24 protein-coding genes are annotated in these 22,603 nt (G+C 62.9%); 11 read left to right on the top strand and 13 right to left on the bottom strand.

Annotated elements, in window-relative coordinates; translation table 11 throughout:
* Positions 1 to 363, top strand: a 363-nt coding sequence (locus RH858_RS13380; protein ID WP_310562128.1) for a hypothetical protein, incomplete at its 5' end; no start/stop codon positions are given.
* A gap of 15 nt (positions 364 to 378) precedes the next feature.
* Here the strand turns inward: RH858_RS13380 and RH858_RS13385 are convergent.
* From RH858_RS13385 to RH858_RS13395, 3 genes are read right to left on the bottom strand one after another with little or no spacing between them, the layout of a single operon-like run.
* Positions 379 to 1,287, bottom strand: a complete 909-nt coding sequence (locus RH858_RS13385; RefSeq protein WP_259532954.1) for a hypothetical protein — start codon at positions 1,285 to 1,287, stop codon at positions 379 to 381.
* A gap of 58 nt (positions 1,288 to 1,345) precedes the next feature.
* A complete protein-coding gene (locus RH858_RS13390) occupies positions 1,346 to 1,852 on the bottom strand; it encodes a twitching motility protein PilT (protein WP_259532956.1) in 507 nt (168 codons plus the stop codon).
* Positions 1,849 to 2,217, bottom strand: coding sequence for a UPF0175 family protein (locus RH858_RS13395; protein WP_259532957.1), 369 nt, complete (start codon positions 2,215 to 2,217; stop codon positions 1,849 to 1,851). Before RH858_RS13395 ends, RH858_RS13390 begins: the two co-directional genes overlap by 4 nt.
* Positions 2,218 to 2,406: 189 nt before the next feature.
* On the opposite strand from RH858_RS13395, the gene RH858_RS13400 reads away from it, so the two are divergent.
* From RH858_RS13400 to RH858_RS13415, 4 genes are all read left to right on the top strand, one after another.
* Entirely contained in the window at positions 2,407 to 3,213 is an 807-nt protein-coding gene (locus RH858_RS13400; RefSeq protein WP_259532958.1) for a BtpA/SgcQ family protein, read from the top strand.
* A gap of 310 nt (positions 3,214 to 3,523) precedes the next feature.
* Positions 3,524 to 3,916, top strand: coding sequence for a DUF5805 domain-containing protein (locus RH858_RS13405; protein WP_259532959.1), 393 nt, complete (start codon positions 3,524 to 3,526; stop codon positions 3,914 to 3,916).
* 6 nt (positions 3,917 to 3,922) lie between these two features.
* Positions 3,923 to 4,996 carry a tyrosine-type recombinase/integrase gene (locus RH858_RS13410; protein WP_259532960.1) on the top strand — a complete coding sequence of 358 codons (1,074 nt, stop codon included), beginning with the start codon at positions 3,923 to 3,925 and terminating at the stop codon, positions 4,994 to 4,996.
* A 477-nt stretch (positions 4,997 to 5,473) separates the two neighbouring features.
* Positions 5,474 to 6,328, top strand: a complete 855-nt coding sequence (locus RH858_RS13415; protein ID WP_259532961.1) for a universal stress protein — start codon at positions 5,474 to 5,476, stop codon at positions 6,326 to 6,328.
* A 2-nt stretch (positions 6,329 to 6,330) separates the two neighbouring features.
* Here the strand turns inward: RH858_RS13415 and RH858_RS13420 are convergent, their stop codons facing one another.
* The 6 genes from RH858_RS13420 to trxA form a co-directional block, all read right to left on the bottom strand.
* Positions 6,331 to 7,134, bottom strand: a complete 804-nt coding sequence (locus RH858_RS13420) for an ABC transporter ATP-binding protein (protein ID WP_310562129.1) — start codon at positions 7,132 to 7,134, stop codon at positions 6,331 to 6,333.
* Positions 7,131 to 8,168, bottom strand: coding sequence for an iron ABC transporter permease (locus RH858_RS13425; protein ID WP_259532963.1), 1,038 nt, complete (start codon positions 8,166 to 8,168; stop codon positions 7,131 to 7,133). Before RH858_RS13425 ends, RH858_RS13420 begins: the two co-directional genes overlap by 4 nt.
* 8 nt (positions 8,169 to 8,176) lie before the next feature.
* Positions 8,177 to 9,160, bottom strand: coding sequence for an ABC transporter substrate-binding protein (locus tag RH858_RS13430; RefSeq protein WP_259532964.1), 984 nt, complete (start codon positions 9,158 to 9,160; stop codon positions 8,177 to 8,179).
* A 260-nt stretch (positions 9,161 to 9,420) separates the two neighbouring features.
* The gene (gene moaC, locus RH858_RS13435; protein WP_310562130.1) at positions 9,421 to 9,900 is read right to left on the bottom strand and encodes a cyclic pyranopterin monophosphate synthase MoaC; all 480 of its coding nucleotides are present in this window, start codon (positions 9,898 to 9,900) and stop codon (positions 9,421 to 9,423) included.
* On the bottom strand, positions 9,893 to 11,338 hold the full coding sequence (locus RH858_RS13440) for an NAD(P)H-hydrate dehydratase (protein WP_310562131.1): 1,446 nt from the start codon (positions 11,336 to 11,338) through the stop codon (positions 9,893 to 9,895). Before RH858_RS13440 ends, moaC begins: the two co-directional genes overlap by 8 nt.
* An 81-nt stretch (positions 11,339 to 11,419) precedes the next feature.
* Positions 11,420 to 11,899 (bottom strand): thioredoxin, encoded by a 480-nt coding sequence (gene trxA / locus RH858_RS13445; RefSeq protein WP_310562132.1) that lies wholly within the window; start codon positions 11,897 to 11,899, stop codon positions 11,420 to 11,422.
* Between the two features lie 177 nt (positions 11,900 to 12,076).
* Between trxA and RH858_RS13450 the strand changes: the two genes are divergently transcribed.
* The 4 genes from RH858_RS13450 (at position 12,077) to RH858_RS13465 (ending at position 16,728) form a co-directional block, all read left to right on the top strand.
* Complete coding sequence (locus tag RH858_RS13450) at positions 12,077 to 12,667, top strand: helix-turn-helix domain-containing protein (RefSeq protein WP_310562133.1); 591 nt, start codon at positions 12,077 to 12,079, stop codon at positions 12,665 to 12,667.
* A 5-nt stretch (positions 12,668 to 12,672) separates the two neighbouring features.
* Positions 12,673 to 13,959 carry a S8 family serine peptidase gene (locus RH858_RS13455; protein ID WP_310562134.1) on the top strand — a complete coding sequence of 429 codons (1,287 nt, stop codon included), beginning with the start codon at positions 12,673 to 12,675 and terminating at the stop codon, positions 13,957 to 13,959.
* 90 nt (positions 13,960 to 14,049) lie between these two features.
* Positions 14,050 to 16,473 carry an ATP-dependent DNA helicase gene (locus tag RH858_RS13460; RefSeq protein WP_310562135.1) on the top strand — a complete coding sequence of 808 codons (2,424 nt, stop codon included), beginning with the start codon at positions 14,050 to 14,052 and terminating at the stop codon, positions 16,471 to 16,473.
* A gap of 84 nt (positions 16,474 to 16,557) precedes the next feature.
* Entirely contained in the window at positions 16,558 to 16,728 is a 171-nt protein-coding gene (locus RH858_RS13465; RefSeq protein ID WP_259532971.1) for a DUF1059 domain-containing protein, read from the top strand.
* A gap of 26 nt (positions 16,729 to 16,754) precedes the next feature.
* On the opposite strand, the gene RH858_RS13470 is transcribed toward RH858_RS13465, so the two are convergent.
* Positions 16,755 to 17,723, bottom strand: coding sequence for a type II CAAX endopeptidase family protein (locus tag RH858_RS13470; protein WP_259532972.1), 969 nt, complete (start codon positions 17,721 to 17,723; stop codon positions 16,755 to 16,757).
* 82 nt (positions 17,724 to 17,805) lie between these two features.
* Here RH858_RS13470 and RH858_RS13475 point away from each other — a divergent pair, with 82 nt between their 5' ends.
* Entirely contained in the window at positions 17,806 to 18,492 is a 687-nt protein-coding gene (locus RH858_RS13475; protein WP_259532973.1) for a 2,5-diamino-6-(ribosylamino)-4(3H)-pyrimidinone 5'-phosphate reductase, read from the top strand.
* A 4-nt stretch (positions 18,493 to 18,496) separates the two neighbouring features.
* Here RH858_RS13475 and RH858_RS13480 read toward each other — a convergent pair whose 3' ends face one another.
* Positions 18,497 to 19,669 (bottom strand): MFS transporter, encoded by a 1,173-nt coding sequence (locus tag RH858_RS13480; RefSeq protein WP_259532974.1) that lies wholly within the window; start codon positions 19,667 to 19,669, stop codon positions 18,497 to 18,499.
* A 113-nt stretch (positions 19,670 to 19,782) separates the two neighbouring features.
* A complete protein-coding gene (locus RH858_RS13485; RefSeq protein WP_310562136.1) occupies positions 19,783 to 20,967 on the bottom strand; it encodes a Xaa-Pro peptidase family protein in 1,185 nt (394 codons plus the stop codon).
* Positions 20,968 to 21,045: 78 nt separating this feature from the next.
* On the opposite strand from RH858_RS13485, the gene RH858_RS13490 reads away from it, so the two are divergent.
* Positions 21,046 to 21,552, top strand: coding sequence for a CBS domain-containing protein (locus RH858_RS13490; RefSeq protein WP_259532976.1), 507 nt, complete (start codon positions 21,046 to 21,048; stop codon positions 21,550 to 21,552).
* A gap of 23 nt (positions 21,553 to 21,575) precedes the next feature.
* Here RH858_RS13490 and RH858_RS13495 read toward each other — a convergent pair whose 3' ends face one another.
* Complete coding sequence (locus RH858_RS13495; protein ID WP_310562137.1) at positions 21,576 to 22,466, bottom strand: DUF63 family protein; 891 nt, start codon at positions 22,464 to 22,466, stop codon at positions 21,576 to 21,578.
* Between the last annotated feature and the right edge of the window lie 137 nt (positions 22,467 to 22,603).

Raw genomic sequence — 22,603 nt, forward strand, 5'->3', positions numbered from 1 at the left:
GATATGGCTAATACGTACGCACTCCGTGTTCAGGTCGAGTCACACGAGTACGACGGCGAGTTCTATCTCGTCGGCGACGGATACGGAACCCCAGCAGACGTGTTAGACAACGTCGCTGCCGACCATCTCTTGCGGATCGCGAATGCGCCACGTATCGAAGAGTACCTGCTCGACGTGCTGAAGCACGGAGAGAATACAAGTAAAGCCGAATATGAGGCGACAGACAGCGATGTCGAATGCTGGATTCACGTCGACGTCTCCTACCGGAGATACGCCTTCGGTGTCGGAGACAGAGTATTCGAGTTCTCAAGCGAACCGAGCAAAAGCGAAATCGCATCGACTGTCACGCAACTCCAGTCGTAAGCTATTGACTCTCGTTCAGGGATCGAAGTGGTAGACGTAGGGGTGATCAGCCTTCCCAGCGGGCATAATCTCTTCGAGTAGCTCGCGAACCTCGGATTCGGAGGGAGCACTGGTGATGATTCGATCGTCGTAGATCGCTACGTAGGCTTCGTTGAGTCCCAACTCGCGCAGTTCGCGACCCAAGCTTCGGGCACGGGCTTTCCCCATCTCTTGATGGTAAATCCGCTCCAGTTCGTCGGTTTTCTCCCGCAACTGCTCGATCTCCGACGCGTATCGTTCGCGGTTGCGCTTGTTCTTCATGTAGAAGCGCAACTCCTCGGCGTCCGTCTTTTGGTCTTCCTCGGGTGCTGGAAGCGAGTCGATGATGCCGAAGCGATGTTTGGCCTCCTCGTATTCGTCGTCGATGTCTGCGCTGAGCGAGCCCCCGAAGATGATGTTCTTGACCCCGATCCACCCGTCGTAGACGATCTGGTCCTCGAACGGTAACAGGGCGACACTCGAAACCGGGACTGGAAGTGCGGACTCGTCCCACAATTCGGCGAACGGAAGCCGAGCAGGGCGGACTGCGTATGCTTTCGGCGGTTCTGTCCAATCGAGGAAGATCGCATCGTCCTCTCGATAGCGGACGACGACGAACTCGCCGGCGACGAAGTCAGTCCACGCTGCGACCTGTTCGAGATCAGTCTCCGACAGGTCGGGAGGGTTCTCTTCAACGAAGTCCTCAATCAAGTCTGTCGTCGACTCGTTGTACAGCGTGTTTCGGAGCGGGAGAAGCTCGTCAGTGTAGTGCTGTTCAAGATCAGCGACCGTTTCGATTTCTTCGATGACCTCGAATCGGTCGTTGACATACACCAACAGATGGGCGTACAGGTCTAGAAACCGTTGCTCACTCTCTTCGGATAGTCGTCTGTCGGCTTCACTCATTGGTAATAGACGTGTTCACGGGCACACTAATCAGGCGTTTCGAACACAAGCAAGCCCGTCATCGATACTCGGAAATCGTCCGATACGGGACGTAGTAACCGATCTCATCGATCCACGTCGACAGCCACCCGTCAGCAGTCGCTTCATCGATCTTCCCAGCATCGATTGCAGCCAACAGAACGCCAACCGACCCGACAACGGTCACGCCCTGGTCTTTCGCAAAGGATCGGGCATCTCCGTCGTCTGTCAGCAGCCGACCGTCGTGTGCGTCGGCGAGGGCGAACGCTTGGGCTTCCCCGGGGTCGAGGTGCCCACCAACAACGGCTTCTCTGTTTGCGACAGTATCCGAAATCGTCGCGACTGGGATTTCGTCATCAAGCGTATCGAGTGCTTCCTGGAGATATGGGTGATTATCGATGCCGTGTTCAAGCTCCTCACGCACGACTGGTACCGTACAGATTCCAGATAGGTCAGCAACTACCCACAGCTGATCGATGTACGCAAAATTCGAGAGTACAGTCGTGTTCAAGACGCTCGGGTGCGCTGGGAGATCGTCACCTGTCATTTAGCACGTGACTCCTCATCAGACGAGTCCTCATCATCGAATTCGAGTTCGCGTGCTGTTTCTATCTCGTAGGCTGCGTCGTCTTCGTCGACGAGCCCCAGACGAAGTTCAACACCGTGCTCACGGAGGATGTCACGCATCGTCCAGCGGTCGACATCAGCGAGCCTCGCGGCATCACCGAGTGTGATCCGCTCGCGTTCGTAGAGGGCGACCGCAGCTGCAATACGCTCGCTTTCGTGGTCCTCGAAGTATTCACGCACGAACTCTCGCAACGCATCGCTCTTGCCACTAAACACACCAGCCTCGACAGCGCCCTCGATGAGGAGATCGAGATCGTCTGGATAGGAGCCGGTGATTCGAGCCATCGTTCTATCCCAGACTACGCCTTCATACTATTTATGAACTTCGCCAGAATGCCATATGCATTGAGACGACCAGTCTCAACTACTGTCCCCAAGCATTCAATATAGCGCCATATAGTTTATTTCGATGGTTGTTGTCGGCGTGTGCTCGAGTGTCGGCACCCCTTTGGGGCAGCCGTTCCCCCACTCTGTATGAACGTCCGAGACCCGAGCGAGTTCCTCTTGATCGGAATGGTGCATTTACCGCCGTTGCCCGGTTCTCCCGACAGTACTGGGATCGATGACGCCTTGAAACGAGCCGTAGCTGACGCCACAGCACTCGAAGATGGTGGTATCGACGCAATCCTCGTGGAAAACTTCGGCGACGCGCCGTTTTACCCCGACGAAGTGCCGAAACACACCGTCGCGTCGATGACGCGGATCGCAACTGAGCTCAGCGAGGCGATCGACGTTCCCCTGGGGGTCAACGTCTTGCGGAACGACGTCCCCGCGGCGATCGCAGTTGCCGGCGCCGTCGGGGGAGAGTTCGTCAGGGCGAACGTTCACGCCGGCACCCGAATCACCGACCAGGGGATCATCGAAGGAGCTGCCCACGAGACGATCCGCCTCAGGGAACAACTCGACCCCGAAATCGCCGTACTGGCGGACGTCGATGTCAAACACTCGCAACCAGTTTCACCGGGGTACGACCCGGCCACAGCACTCGAAGACGTCGTCGAACGAGGGTTAGCAGACGGCGTAATCGTTTCCGGATCGGCGACGGGGAAAAAGGCTGATCCCGAATACGTATCCGATCTGTGTGAGGCCGTCACCGAAACCTCACGGAGTCCCCCCGTTTTCGTTGGAAGTGGAGTCGACGTCGACAACCTGGAACAGTATCTCGAAATCGCCGACGGCGCGATCGTCGGCTCCGCTTTCAAGCCGGATGGTGACCTCAGAACTCCCGTCGAAGCAGAGCTCGTCGAGATGCTCGTCCGACGAACACGACGAAATAGGTGACGGATCCGACGGAGTGTTCGTCGAAACCACGATTCAAATTTTGACCATATCTAAACGACTGTATTCGATATCTGTCCGATAAAAGCCGACATAACTCACTCCTTTCCGTCGATTCAAAAGCGACGAAATATCGGAATCCACCCCGAGTATACTAATCCTGAATTATAGTACTACATGAATTGAGAATAGTACTACAATTTCGGATTACAGGATATTCCGCCGGGTATATCTAGGGCTAGAACTCCGGGTAAGTGGCCTTATCCCGAAGTGTGGGGATAGATTGAAGGGACTGCCGCCAGAGCGAGGAAACATGGGCAGCGAGGACGAGCGCGTCGCCGTGAAGACCTACGTGCCGGCGTATCAAAAAACGCGGTGGCGTGAACACGCAGACCAGCTGGGAATGAGCCAAAGCGAGTTCCTGCGAACGATGGTGCAGGCGGGTCGTCGCGGATTCGATCTCGCGGAGAAGTCCGAGGAAGGTGGTTCTAACGCCACGAACCCCGGGGGTGACGTCCTCGAAAGCCGGATACACGACCTCCTGGAATCTGAGGGGACGTTGGACTGGGACGAACTCCGGGAGGAACTGGCTGTCGATCTCGAAGACCGGATGGATGAAGCACTGTCTGGCTTGCAGGACAGAAACCAGGTGAAGTACAGTGGACGGGACGGCGGATACACCCTGACCGAAGAGGGAGGTACGTAGTACCCAATGAGCGTCGATTCCACCGAGGCGGATCCGGAAGACCCCATCGCATACTTCCTCGAGGACCTCACCTTCCACGGCAAGACGGAGCGCACCCGGGACGCTTACGAACGCGTGCTCCGGGAGTTCGAGGCGTTTCTCGCCGATCCAGAACAGAGTCCCCAGGAACGGCCGGTGAATCCCGCCGAGGCGTCGTATCGGGATTGTATGGCGTACATTCACACCCTGCGCGGATCGGTGAGCGAAAGCACCGTTGCGACGTATGCGGCGTATCTCCACCGCTTTTACGCCTACATGACCCAGGTCGGAGCGTTCGACGCCAACCCGATGGCGCTGGTCGTCGAAGAAATGGACGAAACCGTCGAGAAAGACCCCCAGCGACGGGAAATTTCGATTCCCGAGATGCGCGCTTTCCTCGGGGACATCGACCATCCGTTGCATCGCGCCGTCGTCGTCACCCTTTTGAAAACTGGCATGCGGGTCGGCGAACTGTGCAATCTCGACCTTCGGGACCTCTGGCTTTCCGACACGCAAGTCGTCGACGAGTACGGTGTCTCCCCCAGAGCACAGCTGTCAGGGCACCCGGATTCACTGTACGTACCGACGGAACCGACCGTGGGCGAACAGTACAACGGTGAAGTCAGAACAGCTTCGAACAAGCGCCAGCGGGAGACGATCATCCCGGTCGACGAGGAACTCGGGGGCGTCCTCCTCCGGTGGCTGGCTGTCCGTCCCGACGCGAGATCGGCGGCGGAACCGCTGTTCGTCGCCACGAGTGAAGACTGGGGAACCCGACTGGACCCCGCCGCCGTCAGGCACATCGTCGAACAACACGCCCGTGAGTGGGGATGGTATCACACCGGCGGTGGCTCCGCGGAAAACGTCACTCCCCACTACTTTCGGCACTTCTTTACCACCCACCTCCGCGACCGGACCGGCGACCGCGGCATCGTGAAGTATCTCCGCGGGGACGTTGCCAGCGACATTATCGACACGTATACACACAACTGGGGCGACCAGGTTCGTGACACCTACGAGACATATATCTACTCGATCGTCGGCGGATCCGACACTGCATAAACCATATATTGCGATATGAAAACCTCGGGGTGGGGTGTTCTGCAAAGGTACAAGAAACCCCGGCGATAGCGAACCGAGTGAATGCTTATTTCTTTTGTGTAGAGGGGAACAATTTCCGAAAAGGGGTTATACCCCTGAAAAGGCGATTTATGGATAATGACCTTCGAGTATGTACTTTCCCGAGTAGTGCCACACACGGTTCAGGGTGGATAAAGCGGCGTGATTGACGAATCGTTACGATAGTTCTATTGCCATGATCTGAACACCGAAATCCTGAATCTGTTTGTTCCACTCCGGGATCGTCCATTGATCATGGTTCGCCTGTCCTGATCGCGTGGGTCGCCAGTGCTGACCGAGGTGGCACTTTCGGTCAGAGAATCAACGGGCCGGCCCACGCGGCCTTTACAACTGCCTACCAATTTCGATCTGGGGGGTGACGGGAAAGAGTACTTGATCCCTCTCCGCGAAGAATTACCCATGTACGACCGGCTGCTCATCGCGGTCGACGGAAGCACTGGCGCCGCCCGCGCGGTCGAATACGGTCTCTCAGTCGCCAGGGCGACGGACGCGGCGGTGGACCTCCTGTACGTCGTCGACACGTCGATCGATCGGCTGATCGATCCGGAGGACGGGCGAACGCTGCTCGATCGGTCGGAGAAGTCCGGCAGGCGTGTGACTGCCGAGATTCAAAAGCGTGCGGAGGGTCTCGACGTCGACCGGGAGATCAGACGCGGCCGACCGTACGAAGAAATCATCGCACACGCCCACGAACGTGACGTCGATCTGTGTGTGCTCGGAACACGTGGGGCGGGCGATCGCCGACTCGGCAGCACGGCAGAGCGGGTCGTTACTCTGGCGGATGTGCCCGTCGTGTCTGTTCCGGACACCGAGGAGGTTCAGCATTCGTTGCCGGATCCACTCTCGGACATCGTGGTGGCGACTGACGGGAGCGACGCGGCCGAACGTGCCGCAGACCACGCATTACAGATTGCGGAACGCTTCGGTGCGACACTGCATGCGGTGTACGTGATCGACTCGACAGTGTACGACCTCGAGGACGCTCCACGGAGTATCGTGGGATTGCTCCGGGAGGGTGGCGAGACGGTAGTCGAGGAGATCACCGCGAGCGCGAAGGAGGTGAACGTTCCCACCACGGGTCAGGTTCTCCGGGGCGCGCCGGCGTCAGAGCTGTGTGGATACGCAGACGGCGTCGACGCAGGTCTGATCGCCGTCGGGACGCGAGGGCGCGAGGGAGTGCCAGACCGGCTGCTCGGGAGCACGACGAGGCGGATCATCCGGGACGCCGGCCGCCCGGTGCTGTCATTGCGGTAGCGTCAGTGCACAGCGTCGTGTGATGTCGTCGCGATCGGTGCATCGGGCAGTACGACCGTCCGTCCGTTCCGCCGTTCGACCTCTGCACGAACGCCGTACACCTCTTCGATCGTCTCGGGTGTCAAGACGTCGGATCCACCGATCGCGTGAATCCTCCCGTCGTGGAGCATCGCGATCCGATCGGCGAACCGCGTCGCCAGGTTCAGATCGTGGATCGCCATTACGACTGCCCGGCCACGGTCGCGTTCCTCCCGGAGCGCCTCGAGCACTTCCAGCTGATGTCTGACGTCCAGATCGCTGGTTGGTTCATCGAGCACCAGCAATCGCGGCTGCTGGGCGAGCGCTCTCGCGATGGTCACTTTCTGGCGTTGGCCGCCGCTTAAGCCTTCGAAGGGGCGGTCCGAAAGCTCAGAGAGGTCGAGCCGATCGAGCAGTCGCGTGACGAGTTGGAGGTCCTCGTCAACAGGTCGCCAACTCGCGTGTGGTCGCCGGCCGAGCAACACCGTGTCGAAAACGGTCGCTGGATAGCGCCCGCGCTCCCGCTGAGGGACATAGCCCACGCGACGCGCGATCTCGGGCCGAGACAGCTCGGAGATGGCTGTTCCATCCAGGAAAACTTCCCCCGCATCGGGCTCGTGGATCCCGTTGAGACATTTGAGCAACGTACTCTTGCCAGATCCGTTCGGCCCGACGAGCGCGAGAAGTTCCGCCTCGTCGATCGCGAGGTCGATCCTGCTGAGAACCGGCGTGTCGTCGTACGCGAAACGCAGGGTTTCGACATCGACCAGGCGTTCTGATCGGGTCACCAGTACTCCCTCCCTCTAATCACCAGATACAGGAACAGCGGTGCCCCGAGAAACGCCGTGAGAATACCGACCGGCAACACGACTGGATCAAAAGCGGTGCGGGCGACCGTGTCAGAAACCAAAAGCAATAGCCCACCGACGACACAGGAAAGTGGGATCACGTACCGGTCGTCGCCGCCCACGAGCTTCCGCACGATGTGGGGAACGACGAGCCCGACGAAGCTGATGATTCCCACAAAGGCAGTGATCGTTGCGGTCACGAGCGACGCGACGACCATCCCGTTGACTCTGAGCCGTCTCACGTCGACTCCGAGACCGGCTGCCGTTTCGTCACCCGCCGAGAGCGCCGTGTAGTCCCAGCTGTTGTACACGAAATACCCCGTCGCCACAGCGGCGACCGACGACATCACACCCAGTTCGAGATACGCCGGCCGTCCGACGTCACCGAACGTCCAGAACACGATCGCAGAGACGTCAGAGGGATCTGCAAGGTACTGCAGTGCCGACGTCCCTGCGGCGAACATCGACCCCAGTGCGATCCCGGTGAGGATCATCGTCTCCGGGGTCGCCCGGGTGTACACCACCAGAAGGAGAATCGCGCCAGCCGACATCAGCGAGAACAGGAACGCCGAGCCGGCAATCACGTACTGTGAGACGAGTACCCCTGTTCCCGATAGCACGACGACAGCGACGGCTGCGCCGAAGGCGGCCGCCTGCGAGATTCCGAGTGTAAACGGGGAGCCGAGGGGGTTGTTCAACACCTTTTGCATTGCCGCCCCGGCGACGGACAACCCGAGGCCAGCAGCGATTGCAGAAAGCACCCGGGGGAGACGGATCCGCCAGACGATCGTCTCGTTGGTCGCTGACGCCTCGCCAGAGAGAATCTGCAGGACGTCGACGACGGACAGCTCCGCGGCGCCGGCGGCGATAGACCACGCAGTTGCGAGGACCAGCAGCCCCACCGACCCGACACCGACGAGTCGCTTCCGCCGATTCCGTCGTTTGTATCGGACGTGTGCTGGCGTCGATGACATAGCACTCCTTACAGTTCGACCGCCCCGTACGGGCCGTGTGCGTCAGCCATCCTTTCGTACAGGTCCTGGTCGAAGAACCCCCGATACACTCGATCGGCTGCCGTTTTCGGGTCGACATCGCCGAACGCCGCGGGATACAGGATCGTTCCGATGTAGTAGGCGTTAGCGAGCATGGTCGACGGATTGTAATCGTAGTAGTAATGGGGATGAACGCCGTAAACAGCGCCGTTACGGACTGCAGAGAGGGAATCTAGTCCCGATCCGCGAAGTCCGTCTTGCACAATCGAGAGGTTCGCCCGGTTGATGAATACAACTTCTGGATCCCACTCCAGGAGCTTCTCGGATGCGACGTCCCGCTTCGCCGTCGAACCGGTCGATTCGGCTGCTTTTGGCGCAAGTTCGATAGCCACCGACTCCGCTCCGACCATCGAGAACGGCGGGAACGGAACTTCGGTCGACGTCATCGCCTGACCGCCGCGGTGGCTTACGGCGCCGACGAACGTTGACGGGTGGCCGACGGCGTCACTACTCAGTTCCTGAAGTTCCTGGCGGCGGGATTCGACGAACGAGACCAGTTCCTCCGCACGTTCCGTTCGACCGACCGCTTCAGCGACCGTTCTCCAGGCCGTGTACAGCGACTCGCGATCGTCGCCGAAGTTCCCCTGGTCGACCCAGACAGTCGGGACGCCCGTCTGGGACTGCAGTTGCGCACTACCGTCCGGTGTATCCGTGGATGCGACGATCAGATCCGGAGCCTGCGTCACGATCGCCTCCGCGTCGCCGCCGTGCTGTGGCCCGGCGGTGGGCAGCTCGCGAAATTCGGGATATGCGATATTGTACGGCGGTGTCCAGTTATCGGTGGCGCGTTCCTGGTGCTCCACGGCGACGACGTCAGAGCCGACGCCCAGGTGGCACACCAACCGGAGTGCACCCGGTCCGACGGCGACGATGCGATCCACCTCCGCGGGCACCTGGACCGTTCTCTCGGCCATGTCGGTCAGCTCCACGCCTCCTATTGCGCCCGTAGACTGACCGTATGTACAGCCGGCGGTGGCGGAACCGACAGCGAGACCGAGTCCGGATAGGAACGCTCGGCGAGAGAAGGCGGCCATCGGTGATTCGAATAACTGTTGTCGTCGTTGCGAAATAATACTTTTGAGTAGAATCGTATTACGGTGATCGGCCACAGTGATACCCGGCTATCGACAGCGGTTCCATTGAACAGGTGCCGGAATCAGCCGACTGCAAACAGCTACTGAATGCGGCGTTTCCGTTTTTCGACCACTCGGACGTTGTCGATTGCCGTCTCCGGATACTGGCCGTCCGCGTCTTTCTCGGCGGCTTTCACCATGTCCCAGATCACGTTCAACCCGGTCGTCACACCTTCGAGTGCTTCCATCTCACAGCCCGTCTTTCCGGTTGTTTCGACGGCGACTTCCAGAGTGATCTGGTCGTCTCCGAGATCGAAGTCGGTGTCCACGTTCGAGATGGGGATCTGGTGGCACATCGGAATCGTCTCCCAGGTGTGTTTGACGGCCTGCACCGCGCCCACGCGCGCGGTCGCGAGAACATCTCCTTTCCCGATGTCGTCTTCGCGGATCGACTGAATCGTCGACGGCTGCAGGTGGATCTCGCCACGGGCGACCGCCCGTCGTGCAGTGTCGGGCTTGTCGCCGACGTCGACCATCTGCACGTTCCCCTCGTCGTCGGTGTGGGTCAGGTCCTCACTCATCCGTACGTAGTGCCTCCGGGAGCCGATCGATTAAGTCCGTCGCGACCAGTCCGTTCCCCGCGTCGTCGTAAGCGCTATCGCCCGCCCGCCCGTTGGCGAACGCGCCGACTGCACCCGCCTCGAACGGCGGAAGGACCGAAAGCAACGCGCCGACGGCGCCCGCGAGTACGTCTCCGGTACCGCCAACGGTCATGCCAGGATTTCCGGTTCGGTTGATCCGGACGTTCTCTCCGTCCGTAACGACGTCGTATTGCCCTTTTACCAGCAGAACGTGGCCGAGTTCCGCCGCGAACTCCGAGACGAGATCCGCCCTCGTTTCCCAGTCGTCGGCTCCCGGGCCACCCATTCCGCGCAACTCCCCCTGATGGGGGGTACAGACGAGCGTCGCGTCGGTGTCGACGTCCGGAACGACCTCCAGTGCGTCGGCGTCGATCACTGCCCGTCCCTCGAACTGGTCGAGAAATGCATGAACTGCCTCGAGCGTCGCCTCGGCGTCCCCGAGTCCCGGGCCGAACACGACCGCGTCGTGATCGGCGGCGAGTTCCCCGATTCGATCGACGTGAACGGGTGAGAGCGTCTCGCCCGGGAACGGGCGAACGATGAGATCGGGCGAGAACGCCTGGACCTCGCGTGCGACGAGGTCGGGACAGGCGACCCGAACGAGGTCCGCCCCTGCACGTAACGCCGCCGACGCTGCGAGCGTCGGTGCACCGGTGTATGGTCCTCCGCCAACGACGAGGACTTCGCCGTTTTCGCCTTTGTGAGAGTCCGGTCGCCGATCGAGCTGGAGCAGGTCTCCTGGACCAGTGAACAGTTCGGCTGCCCGTGGGATACCGATGTCGGCAACCGTCACGGCGGCGTCGAGCGACTCGAGTCCGGGCTTTCGGTCGTGAAACGTGACGACGTGATCGGCGTCGATTGCGATCCCGTCGCCCCCACCGAGACGGTCCCCCGTGTCCGGGTCGATACCCGTCGGAACGTCGACCGAGAGTATGGGTGCATCGAGATCCCCGAGGTGGTCGACGACGCTTCGTTCCGGTTCCCTGAGCGCACCCGTGACCCCGGTCCCGAGGATCGCGTCGACGACCAGATCCGGCTCGCCGGGATCGAACGTCCGGCTGTCCCGGACGACGGTCGCGTCCAGTTCGGCCGCCACGATGGCCTCCCAGTTCTCACGGGTGATCTCGGTGGTGATCGTTTCGGGGCGGCCCAGCAGGTGGACCGTCATCTCGTACCTCTCGAGAAATCGTGCGGCGACCAGCGCGTCGCCGCCGTTGTTGCCCCGACCGCACACGACCGCCACCGCGTCACCAGGGTCGGCGAGCTGCCGAACGACGCGTGCAATCGCGTTTCCGCTGGACTCCATCAACTGTTTTCGCGGGACGCCCAGCGCCTCGGCGTTCGCATCGATGGCCGCCATCCGCTGGCTCGTAATCATACGCGAACCGTCACCGTCCAGAAAATTATAGCTGCTGCCTCCGGAGAAGTAACTCCGGAGTTATAAAAACAACGGCGTCAGTTACCTCGAGACCAGGCGCTTGAGCGCCGCTTCGGACTGGGCACCCATCACCCGCTGTGCGGGTTCCCCGTCGCGGAACAACACGAGCGTCGGAACGCTCCGGACGCCGAACTTGCCCGCGAGTCCCTGGTGTCTGTCGATGTCGACCTTCAACACTGCGGCGTCCGTATCGCGTGCGACAGATTTCACCGCCGGCTCCATCATCTTGCAGGGACCGCACCATTCGGCGTGGAAGTCGACGAGAACGGCGTCGTACTGGGAGACGACGGAATCGAACCGTCCGGGGTCGTCCAGTTCGATCGGCTCGTCGGGCGCAGGCGATCCCTCCTGTCGGTCCGCCCCACTCGAATCGGCGCCGTCTGCCCCGTCCGAGGCATCCTCGCCGAGTGTCCCCTGTTCGACTTTCTCGCGAAGCCGCTGCCGTTTCCGCTGTCGAATCTCTGCGAGTTCGTCGTCGGCGCTCCCGTCCATATCGCTCATAACGGTGGATATGGGATCGAGGAGTATAAGAGTGAGTATTGTATTGTAATGTGTATTTTAAGCACATTTCTCTCCGATCGTCCCGGACGTCCGGATCACCTCAGACGCTCGTTCACGCTCCTGTTCCATGCCGACATGTAACAGAACTATTTTGTCTTCCCGGACATAGGAGAATACATGTCCGGGCTGTTGCCGACGGACTCCGACCCGGAGTTGGTCGACGAGGAGCGCGGGCTCCGGGTCGTTCAACTCGAGGACGCCGACACGGATCGGCTCCTCGGCTCGCTCAGTTCGGAGACTGCCCGGGAACTGTTTGCGTCGCTTCACGAGGAGCCGTCCACCGCTTCCGAGCTATCCGACCGGATCGACACGTCCCTCCAGAACGTCAAACACCACCTCTCGAACCTCCAGGAGGCGGATCTGGTGTACGTAGCGGACACCCGATACTCGAGCAAGGGACGGGAGATGAAGGTGTACGCTCCCAGCGACGACGCCCTGGTGGTGTGTGTGGGTGACTCCTCGAGTCTCCTGGATTCGATTGAGGATCTCGCCGGAGCTGTGATCGCCCTGCTCGTCGGGAGCGTCCTGGTGCAATGGTGGTTTGCGACTGCCGTGCTCGATGAAACCACGCCCGAGTCGCTCCCGCGGGTCGGCGACAGCGTAACGGCCGCAGAGCCCGTGTTCGGATTCCTCCCGCCGGGAGTCGCCTTCTTCGCGGGCGGCCTCGTCGTTCTCGGCGTCTTGCTCGCGTTCCACGTCTGGAGGTGAGACGAATGTCGGGAGATCGCCGTGGTCGTCTGGACGATCGGACGCTCCGGCCGACGGTTCGCGTGGTGGTGGTATCGGCGATCGTACTGGTCGCGGTGCTTGCAGTACCGCCCGCAGAGTACACTCGCACCGACGTCGTCGACGGAACCGACGCGGTCGGCCTCGCTGCCGCCGATCCCGACGAGGACATCCAGGCGGTGCACGACCGTGGCATAACTGGCGAAGGAGTCAAGATCGGGATCGTCGGTTCCTCGTTCGGTTCCTACGGCAACCTGGGACAGGGCGTCGCCGACCGGGCGAGGCTCCACGATTCGGGAACACAGCTGACACGAGATTCCACGAGCGATCACGGTACACAGGTTGCAAGCGTCGTCTCCGGTTCGGCACCGGACGCCGAACTGTATCTCGCTGAGGTCGGCGAGTCTCCGGAAAGCCACACCTACAGGAGTGCGATCGCGTGGCTCGTGGACGCCGACGTCGACGTGATACTCGATGCGGGAAGCTACGCCCCGACCGACAGGGGGACAGCGGCCGTATTCGGCTGGGCCGCCGAGTACACGTCCCAGCAGGACGTCCTGTTCGTCACTTCCGCGGGGAACTACGGCAACAAACACTGGGCCGGGACGGTCGAGGGGTCGGGGTGGATCCCGTTCGATCGGGCGACCGAGGCGAACCAGATCGGCGAGGGGGCGATAGACGGATCGGTGTCGTTGCGGCTCTACTGGGAGTCGGACCACCCGTTCGAACTGTACCTGTTCAAACACCGGTCCGACGCCCGCGACGTCGTCGTCGCCAGCGACACCGACACAGACGGTGCAGTGGGCATCGACGCGACAGTTCCGGAGGGCTCGTATTACGCGGCAGTTCGAACGCCCGAAGAAGTCGCCCCGCCCGAACAGCTCCGACTGTTTTCGCTCCACCAACCCTTGAGCCACAGGGATCCACACGAGAGCGTCCTCGAACCCGCCTCGACCGGGTCCGTCCTCGCGGTCGGTGCAGCGACTCGCGACGAACTGCTGCGGGCAGACAGTTCCCGACACGACTCGATGATCGCCGGGCCAGGAACCGTCGAAACGGCCGGGGGCGAAGTGATCGGAACGTCCGCGGCGGCACCGTACGTGGCAGGCACCGCTGCCCTGGTGAAGTCCGCAGACGACTCGCTGTCCCCGGAGGAAACCCGAGAACTTCTCGTATCGACCGGGGATCGGAACGGAAACACCACCGTCGTGGATCCCACCGACGCCGTCTCGGAAGTCGAACCCGAGGCAGACCTCACGGAACGGGACGGCTGAACGATCCCGTACCGGGAAGAAGTGATCGGAGACCGACCGGAGGGAAGTTGACAACGGTTTTGTTCCCCCGTGTGTATCCACCGATAGCCCGTGTCCGATCGTTCCCAGTCTGCCTCCGACAGTTCGTCCCCCGAGTGGTCGCCGTACTTCGGCTTCGACTCGCCGTACGCCAACCAGGCTGACGCAATCGAACGGATCATCTCGGCCGCAGAAGAGTCGGGGTTCCTGGCCATGGAGGGGCCCTGTGGAACAGGAAAAACGATGGCGGCGCTCACTGCCGCGGGATATCTGATTCGGGAGACCGACCAGTACGAGAACGCGATCGTTGCGACACCCGTGAAACAGCAGCGCCGACAGTTCGTCGAGGACCTCCGAACGATGAACGAAACTCTCGAAGAACCCCTCGCCGGGGTTGCCCTCGTCGGGAAGCGAGATCTCTGTCCGTACGGCCGGGAGGGATCGTTCCCGGAGGGAAAAAGCGTCCAGGACCGGTGTGAGACGCTCCGGGAGACGACCGCGGAACTCGTCTCCGAAGACAGTCGCCTCGAAGTGAACGAGCGATACGTCTCCACTGGAGACGGGCGTGACTCGCGGCCGTCGGGCGAGGACGAGCAGTGGTGGGATCCGGCGAAGGCGAGGGCACTCGTCGACGCCACACAGCTGGACCCCGACGCCAGCAGTTCCCCGTTGCGGACTGCCGGCCGATCGGCGCCGTACCCGCCAACGCAGCCGGCAACACCCTCGGAACTGCTCGACTCTGGGGACGGGCGCCTCTACTGCCCGTTCGAAGCCGACTGGTATGCCCGTGACAAGGGCTCGCCGGTGACGTTCGACTCGGGGGACTGCGGTGTCGTCACCAGCGAGGAGTTCCTCCCCGACTCGGTCGGTGCCGGCGTCTGTCCCCACCGGGCGATGATGGTGCTCGTAGACAACGCCGACGTCGTGATCGGGAACTACAACCACCTGTTCGACTCGGCAAGCCGGGCGATCGTCGATCCCGTGGTCGACGAGCGGACCCTGGTGATCCTCGACGAGGCTCACCGTCTCGAGGGACGCGTTCGGGGGCTGCTCACCGACACGGTCGGCTACGCGACGATCAAACAGGCGCGACGGGACCTCGGCGTACTGCTGGAACGCGTTCGACAGACCGGCCGCGGCGCCGAAACGATCGAGGAGCATCTCGCTTACAACGACGTCGAAATCGAACACGTCGACGAGGCCAGAGAGTTTTACGGCGAAGTCCTGGAGTGGCTCGAACGACGAGTCGACGAGGAACTCCGGGATCGGTTCGACGGCTACGCAGCCGGATTCGCGTGGGAATCGCTTCCCGACGAAACGCTCGAAATCGAGCTTCGAAACCCGGCCGAACCCGAACCCGACGAGTTCACCCGCTGGGCCGAAACGAGCGGCTACGACGGTGGCGCCTTCCGACGGCTGAGCGCCGTCGGCGCCGCAGTCGAGAACGCGCTGGAGGCGTCCGGGATCGACCGGGAGACCGTCTGTACAGCTGTCGGCGCCCTGTTCGGACAGTGGTGGGAGCGGGACCACACGGAGTATTTCAGGGAGATCGAACTGGAACGCACCGACTTCGACCGTCGCAACGTGGAGAGACCCTGGCAGCGGGAGTACAACGCCTCGCTAGTCATGTACAACTGCATGCCCTCCGACCGGATCAAGGGCGTCTTCGAGGAGTTCGGCGGCGGCGTGCTGATGAGCGCGACGCTTGCGCCGCTTTCGATCTTCGAGGAGGTGTCCGGGCTCGAGGCGCTCGAACGCGACGGTGACCCGCCGCGGACGGTTTCCTCGCGAACTTACGAGCTACCGTTTCCCGAGACCAACCGCGCGAGCTGGATCGTCGACGTCGAACCGTTCACGAAGCGAAACCGTGGCGAACCCAGAATCGACAACCGGAACGCGACCCGGGAGCGATACGCCTACGTCGCCCGCCTGATCGCAGAGAGCCACGGCAACGTGATGCTCTGCTGGCCCAACTACGCCGAGGCGGCGTGGGCTGCAGGGCGGCTCGAAGAGGAGATCGACAAACAGGTGTTGCTGGATCAGTCTACGGGCCACGAGAAGACCCGGGAGCTGAAACGGGAGTTCGTCGGCGGCGACCCGTCGGTGCTCGTCACGAGCACTCGCGGGACGCTCACGGAGGGTGTCGACTACGAGGGAGACGACCTGCACACGTGTGCAGTGTTCGGGGTTCCGCTCGTGAACATCGGTTCCCCCCGGGTGCAGGCAGTCGAGCGTGCCTACAGCGCCCGGTTCGGCGAGGGGAACGCCTTCGAGTACGCGCTCACGATCCCGGCGGTCCGCCAGGTTCGCCAGGCGCTGGGTCGCGTGATCCGCGGCCCCGAGGAGCGTGGCGTCCGGATCGTCGTCGGCAACCGGTACGTATCCGGGGCGATCCACTCCGTTCACGACTTCTTCCCGGAAACAGAACGACGGGAGTTCGTCGGGATGAAACCGGAGTTTCTCCCCTCGCAGTTCCGGAAGTTCTGGGAAGAGTAACCGAACTTAAAACTATCGCGTACAACACCGGTGGCTGGCGAGCGAGCTACACCTTTGACACGTCCGACTGTACGAAAAGACGCAATGACACTCCGACTCGACTGCCCAGTCGACGGCTGTGACGGTGTTTGTCAGGGAGACAGCGAGGACACAGTAATGGAACAGGCGGCCGAACACGTCGAGGCCGCGCATCCGGAACTCGAACTCGACGAGGAAACGGTCGAACAGCTCAAAGCCGACATCGTGGAGGCGTGAGCGAGTCAGAACCCGGGCTCGGGCGATCAGTCTTCGGCGGCGTGCCGGAGGCCGGGTTCGACGATCGACTCGTGGACATCCACTGTTTCTTTGCGACGTCGAACCCACAGAACGGTCGCCGCGATCCCCGCGACGACGGCGAGGAACCCGAGCAGTCCGGCCTCGGGCCCGAACCCGCCGCCGGTTACCCAGTCGGGACCGACCGGATCGAGCGCGACCACCGCGACGGGTAGCTCGAGGCCGCTGACCCCGAGTCCGAACACCGGTCCCTGAAAGAAGTTCCAGGTAACGTGGATCCCGATCGGGATCCCGAGCTCTCCCGTGAGGACGTATCCCAGCGCAAGGAGGACGCCGGCAAGCGAGATGACCACCGCCGAAGCGACAGAGGCACCCGGGTTCGCGAGGTGAGCGACGCCGAAAATCCCCGATGAGACCACCACAGCGAACCCGACCGCAGCACGCGTTCCGAGGGCCCTCAGCCCCTCCGCGAGGTTGGTGAGTAGCCACCCTCGCGCGAGCAGTTCCTCGACGACGCCCACCGAGACGAACAGCACAAGTGCGAGCACCACCCCGGCGAGGATGGACCCGTCGGCGACGAACACTCCGTCCACCGCGTACCAGCCGGCGAGCAGGCCGACGAGGGCGATCCCGGACTGGAGCCCGGCTCCGAGAACGAGTCCGAACCCGAGATCCACCCACCACTCGCGATCGATCCGGAGCCCGTAATCGCTGGGCACCCGACGGTCGACGTATCGCGCCCCGACCCACAGTGCCGCCGCCGTCGCGGGGACCGAAAGCAGCGAGCCGATTGCGAGGATGGTGAACTCGTCGAACGCGGTCGGATCGATTCCGGCAGCCCCCGCGACCGCGACCGCCGCGATCCCGAAAAGCAGTGTGAAAACAACGAACACGAAACTCGAAGCGAGCAGCCGCCAGGGCGTTCGGGCGCGACGTTCGTCGTCGTTCCACAGAACTGTTCGGATCGTCCGTTTCACGCGAGGGACTACCGGTTGCGGTCACAAAACGCTGTCCGAGAACTTCCGTCGCCTTTTCAAGGGACCCTCGCCAGAAACCGGTATGGACGTCGTCGTCAACGCGGCAACGAGCGTCGACGGGAAGCTCTCGACGCGCCGTCGCGAACAGCTGCCGATCTCCGGTCCCGAGGACTTTGATCGCGTAGATCGGCTCCGGGCTGCAGCCGATGCGATCGCGGTTGGCGTCGGGACCGTGCTCGCCGACGATCCGAACCTCGGCGTCAAGGAGGAGCAGCGGCGAGTCACCCGGCTCCAGAACGGACGTCCGGCCCATCCCGCTCGGGTCGTCGTCGATACCCGGGCACGAACGCCGCCGGACGCGGAGCTGTTCGACGGGGAAGCGACCGTCTACGTACTCGTCGGCGAGGGCGCTCCCGGGGACCGTCTCGAGGCGCTCCGGGGGGCAGGCGCGACCGTTCTGGTTGCGGGCACCGACGACGGCCGGGTCGATCTCCCGACGGCCTTCGAGGCGCTGTCGGCGGAGGGAATCGACCGGCTGATGGTCGAGGGTGGCGGCGAACTGGTCTACTCGCTTTTCGAGGCTGGTCTGGTCGACGAACTGTCCGTGTACGTCGGCTCGTTCGTGATCGGCGGCCGGAACGCCCCGACGCTCGCTGACGGGGACGGGTTCATCGAGGCGTTTCCCGAACTCGATCTCGTCGGCGTCGATCGGCTCGACGACGGTGTTCTCCTGTCGTACGAGGTCGGCGAAATTTTCCCACGAGAGTGACGGCTCACACGCCGAGTTTGAAGAGCCGGTTTACAAGCAACGCCAGAAGGCCGACCGCCATCACGCCCGCGAGCAACCCGAACGCGACGTCCCACCCGGCCAGGTCAGCGAGCAGTCCGACGACGACCGAACCGGACGCCCCGAGGATCATGTAGACAGTCCGAACCAGCCCGAACCCAGCCCCCCGTTCGTCCCGGCTCAGATGATCCATGAACCGCGACTGCACCGGCGCTCCCCACGACATCGCCACACCGACCAGCAGCACGGCGCCCATCCAGGCGACTGCCGAGTCGCTCACGACCAGGAGCGAAAATCCGAACACGCCCAGCGCCATGGTGAGCGTCGCCGCAGAATCGCGATCGAAGCGATCAGACAGTGCGCCAGTGAGCGGCTGTGTCGCACCGTGGATCAGGAAGTACGCCGAGAAAAAGAGGCTCGCCATCGCCGGCGACAGTCCGTGATGGCCCTCGAAGAACGCCGGGAGAAACGAGGCTGTCGCCTGCCAGGTAAAGGCGCCGAGCACTGCAAGAAGCGTCGTGTAGGCGATCTCCGGGCGACGGAGCAGTTCCACGACGGGACCGAGTTCGAACCGTTCGCGAACCGGTTGTTCCGGGCGTTCCGGCGGCGAGGGCTCGATGCGCCACCAGAACACGACGAACACGGGGAGTGCGACGGCGGCACCCAAAAGGAGTGCGACGCGCCAGCCGTACCGGGCACCCAGGGCCGCGGCGACCGGTGGTGCCAGAAGCCCCGCCACTGGACCTCCGGAGACGTGGACGCCGATCGCGCGACCGATGTCGTCGAACTGCTTCGTGATAAACGTCGTCGCGACGGAATAATGCAGCCCCGCACCGGCACCGAGCACGATTGCAAACAGTGTGAACGCAACGGCATTGGGCGACAGCGCCAAAAGCAGGCTGGCGACCGCAGTCAACCCGACGGCCGCCAGAATGACCCGCCGCTCCCCGAACTTGTCGCCGAATACGCCGCTGGGGAACTGCGAGAGCGCGTAGGCAGCCCACATTCCCGACAGCGCCACCCCCACGAGCGTGTTCGACAGCCCGAGATCCGCACGCACGATCGGTACGACCGGACTGATCGCAAGTCTGGCGACCATCGTGGCTGCGAACGCGAGCGTACACAGCGCGAGAACGGTGTAGCCGTATCGCCAGCGCACAGGCGCCTTTGGATACCCCAGTAGAAGCGGTTTGCGAAACCGGCCCCTGTTGTGGGTGTTGTGATATCCGGGGCGCTCAGTGGCCGCTTACCCGAGGATCAATACGTGACCGATCACTCGACGACGAGTTCGATCGGATACTCTGTCAAGTTCTCGTAGCCGTCCTCGGTGACGACGACGATGTCCTCGATCCGGACGCCCCCGTGTGCGGGGTCGTACAGCCCAGGTTCGACCGTGATCACGTGGCCGGCCTCGAGTTCGCCTCCGCTGGGCGACAGGGACGGCGACTCGTGGACGTCGAGCCCGACGCCGTGACCCGTCGAGTGGATGAATCCGGTTTCCGTCTCGGGATCCGAACGGAGCGTCGGCTCGCCTGCGGTTTCGTACACCTCGCAGGCCGCCCCGTGGACCTCCGCGCCGGTCGCACCCGGTTCGACCGCGTCCAGTGCGGCTTCGAGTGCCTCCCGCGTGAGATCGTACCACTCCCGGATCGTCTCTGACGGCTGGCCTTTCGAGAACGTGCGAGTCATGTCCGAGTGGTACCCCGTCGCCTTCGACTTCGGGAAGATGTCGACGATGATCGGTTCGCCCGCCGAAAGCGGCCCGGAGCCGCGGTCGTGTGGGTCGGCGGCCCCGCTCCCGCAGGCGACGATCGTCTCGTCGAGCGAACAGCCGTGACGCAGCAGAGTGATCTCGATCTCGGATCTGACCTCTTCGCTCGTGAGTGGTTCGCCGTCCGAGACCAGCGTCCCGGTTTCGTCGACGTCGGCCGCCGCGATCAGCCCCTCGGCAGTCCGCATGGCCGCCTCGTTGGCCCGCTGTGCGTCCCGGACGTGGTCTATCTCCTCGTCGGTTTTGACTGCCCGCATCCCGCCGATCGTGTCGTCGTCGTCCACGACGAGTTCGACGCCACGCTCCCGGAGCTGTTCGGCCGAGCCGAGCGGGAACGATGACGGAACCGCAACCGTGAGTTCGGACGCCTCGGCGTCCGCGACCCGGGAGAGGAACGAGACGTACATGTCGTACCGTGCCTCCCGATCGCCGTACTCGAAGCCGAAGTCGGCGTGTCGAAACACTCGACCGGCGCGGGACTCCTTTTTTGCTCGGCCGTACTCAAGTCCAGAGACCAGAAGCTGCGTTTCGCTTTTGTCCGCGACGTAGGTCGTCACGAACGGGTCGGAGGCGTCGAATCCGGAGAGATACAGCTGGTTCGCGTCGTCGCTGTCGGCCTCGATGAGATAGGCGTGGGCGTCCTCCGCCGAAAGGTGTGCGTCGAGCTGGGCCAGATTGGGTCGCATACACGCAGATGGCGTCGGGAACCACAAAGCGGTTTGCCTCCCGGAAGGCCTACGTCCCCGCCGCGCCTCGGGTCGGGTATGTACGCTCGCGATCTCATGACGACCGACGTGCAGACGGTCTCGCCGGACGACGACGTCGCCGACGTGCTCGGCCGGCTGGCGAAAGCGAGTTTCAACGGGTTCCCCGTCGTCGACGACGACGGCGTCGTCGTGGGAATCGTCACGCAGACGGACCTCGTAAGCCTTTTTCAGACCAAGGATCGGACGCTGTGGATTCCGGTGGGCTTTCCGCCGTTCGTCGACATGCTGACGTACGCGGTCGACGTCTCCTGGGACGAGATAGACCTCGGCGTCGACCTCCTGCGAAACGCGGACAAGCCGGTCTCTGCAGTGATGACGGAGGAGGTGATCACGGTCGGTCCCGGGACGGAGCTTGCCGAGATCGTCGACCTCCTCGCGGACGATCAGCGGGACATCAACCGGCTCCCGGTGGTCGGCGAGGACGGCAAGCTCGTCGGGATCGTGGCCAGACAGGACGTCCTCCGGGCGCTGCGGGACGAGCGCGTTTTCGAAGACAAAGTGTGAACGTCACCGGAGCCGTGACCGGATCAAACGCCGGCGACGGCGAAAAGCAGGAGGTTGTGTACTCCCGGTCCCAGGCCGACGGCGGCGACGAGACCCAACAGGAGATACGCCTCCGCGGGCGATTCCCGGACGAAGTCATCGAAGAGGGCGACGACGAGCCCGGCGACGGCCAGTTTCACGAGTACGAACAGCCAGCCGGAGCCGATAAGCGACGCCGTCGGTAGCGCCGCACCGACATCGAGGATCAGCTGCGACAGCGGCGTCCGCTCGCCGAACCCGAGCACGTCGACGCCGATCGCCGTCGAGATTCCGTCGAGCGTGTGGCCGAAGATCACCAGCACGCCGACTGCGCCGATCCGTCTCGCTCCGGGGGCGATACGGACCAACACGAGCCAGGCGACGGCAGTCACCGGGAGCGTAACGAGCGCGGCAAAGGTCGGCCAGACCGGCTGTAGCGTTCCGGCTGCGGCCCCGAAGGCGAGGGTAGCGCCGGCGGCTGCAAGAAGCGCGGCGATCCCGGGCGCGCCAACGACGATCGGAACCGTCACGTCCCCGTCGCCGATCGTGACGCCCGAACGGACCAGTTCGACGCCCGCGAGCCAGAAGCCCCCAGCTACCGCGCCGACTGAGAGATAAACGGAGGGCGTGCCGGCAAGCGGCGCGACCGCGGGGGGGAGAGCGCCGAGGACGTACAGCACGTGCAGCGCCGACCCGACGGCCATCCACGGCGCGAACGCGACCACGATGACCGCGTCGACGTCAGGACGGCGAACGTACAGCCCGTAGCCGACCAGCCCGATCGCTATCAGTAGACCGACTAGATACGGGACAGGGGGCAGCGTGAATCCCTCCGGGAGCAGTAGCTGCCCCGGGTGAACTGTCGAGAGGTACGTCACGGTCACGGGCGACTGCATACCCGTGAAGCTGTGTGGTCGCCCCGAAAACGTTGCGTTCTCGACTGCTGTTTCGAGGGGCGTGTCTGACGACGGCGATAACGCGACGAAACCGCATCGGGGTACGACTCGCTTCCTGGCTGAACCATACGCCTTTC

This window comes from Halalkaliarchaeum sp. AArc-GB (assembly GCF_031432225.1).
In the GTDB taxonomy this organism is placed as follows: Archaea; Halobacteriota; Halobacteria; order Halobacteriales; family Haloferacaceae; genus Halalkaliarchaeum.

Bases quoted from the DNA above. Each gene is read 5' to 3' on its own strand.
- moaC (WP_310562130.1), bottom strand. From the start codon at position 9,900: ATGAGTGAGGACCTGACCCACACCGACGACGAGGGGAACGTGCAGATG.
- RH858_RS13450 (WP_310562133.1), top strand. From the start codon at position 12,077: ATGTCCGGGCTGTTGCCGACGGACTCCGACCCGGAGTTGGTCGACGAG.
- RH858_RS13485 (WP_310562136.1), bottom strand. From the start codon at position 20,967: ATGCGACCCAATCTGGCCCAGCTCGACGCACACCTTTCGGCGGAGGAC.
- RH858_RS13495 (WP_310562137.1), bottom strand. From the start codon at position 22,466: ATGCAGTCGCCCGTGACCGTGACGTACCTCTCGACAGTTCACCCGGGG.
- RH858_RS13410 (WP_259532960.1), top strand. From the start codon at position 3,923: ATGAGCGTCGATTCCACCGAGGCGGATCCGGAAGACCCCATCGCATAC.
- RH858_RS13385 (WP_259532954.1), bottom strand. From the start codon at position 1,287: ATGAGTGAAGCCGACAGACGACTATCCGAAGAGAGTGAGCAACGGTTT.
- RH858_RS13405 (WP_259532959.1), top strand. From the start codon at position 3,524: ATGGGCAGCGAGGACGAGCGCGTCGCCGTGAAGACCTACGTGCCGGCG.
- RH858_RS13465 (WP_259532971.1), top strand. From the start codon at position 16,558: ATGACACTCCGACTCGACTGCCCAGTCGACGGCTGTGACGGTGTTTGT.
- RH858_RS13440 (WP_310562131.1), bottom strand. From the start codon at position 11,338: ATGATTACGAGCCAGCGGATGGCGGCCATCGATGCGAACGCCGAGGCG.
- RH858_RS13400 (WP_259532958.1), top strand. From the start codon at position 2,407: ATGAACGTCCGAGACCCGAGCGAGTTCCTCTTGATCGGAATGGTGCAT.
- RH858_RS13425 (WP_259532963.1), bottom strand. From the start codon at position 8,168: ATGTCATCGACGCCAGCACACGTCCGATACAAACGACGGAATCGGCGG.
- RH858_RS13455 (WP_310562134.1), top strand. From the start codon at position 12,673: ATGTCGGGAGATCGCCGTGGTCGTCTGGACGATCGGACGCTCCGGCCG.
- RH858_RS13395 (WP_259532957.1), bottom strand. From the start codon at position 2,217: ATGGCTCGAATCACCGGCTCCTATCCAGACGATCTCGATCTCCTCATC.
- RH858_RS13415 (WP_259532961.1), top strand. From the start codon at position 5,474: ATGTACGACCGGCTGCTCATCGCGGTCGACGGAAGCACTGGCGCCGCC.
- RH858_RS13390 (WP_259532956.1), bottom strand. From the start codon at position 1,852: ATGACAGGTGACGATCTCCCAGCGCACCCGAGCGTCTTGAACACGACT.
- RH858_RS13430 (WP_259532964.1), bottom strand. From the start codon at position 9,160: ATGGCCGAGAGAACGGTCCAGGTGCCCGCGGAGGTGGATCGCATCGTC.
- RH858_RS13475 (WP_259532973.1), top strand. From the start codon at position 17,806: ATGGACGTCGTCGTCAACGCGGCAACGAGCGTCGACGGGAAGCTCTCG.
- trxA (WP_310562132.1), bottom strand. From the start codon at position 11,899: ATGAGCGATATGGACGGGAGCGCCGACGACGAACTCGCAGAGATTCGA.
- RH858_RS13490 (WP_259532976.1), top strand. From the start codon at position 21,046: ATGTACGCTCGCGATCTCATGACGACCGACGTGCAGACGGTCTCGCCG.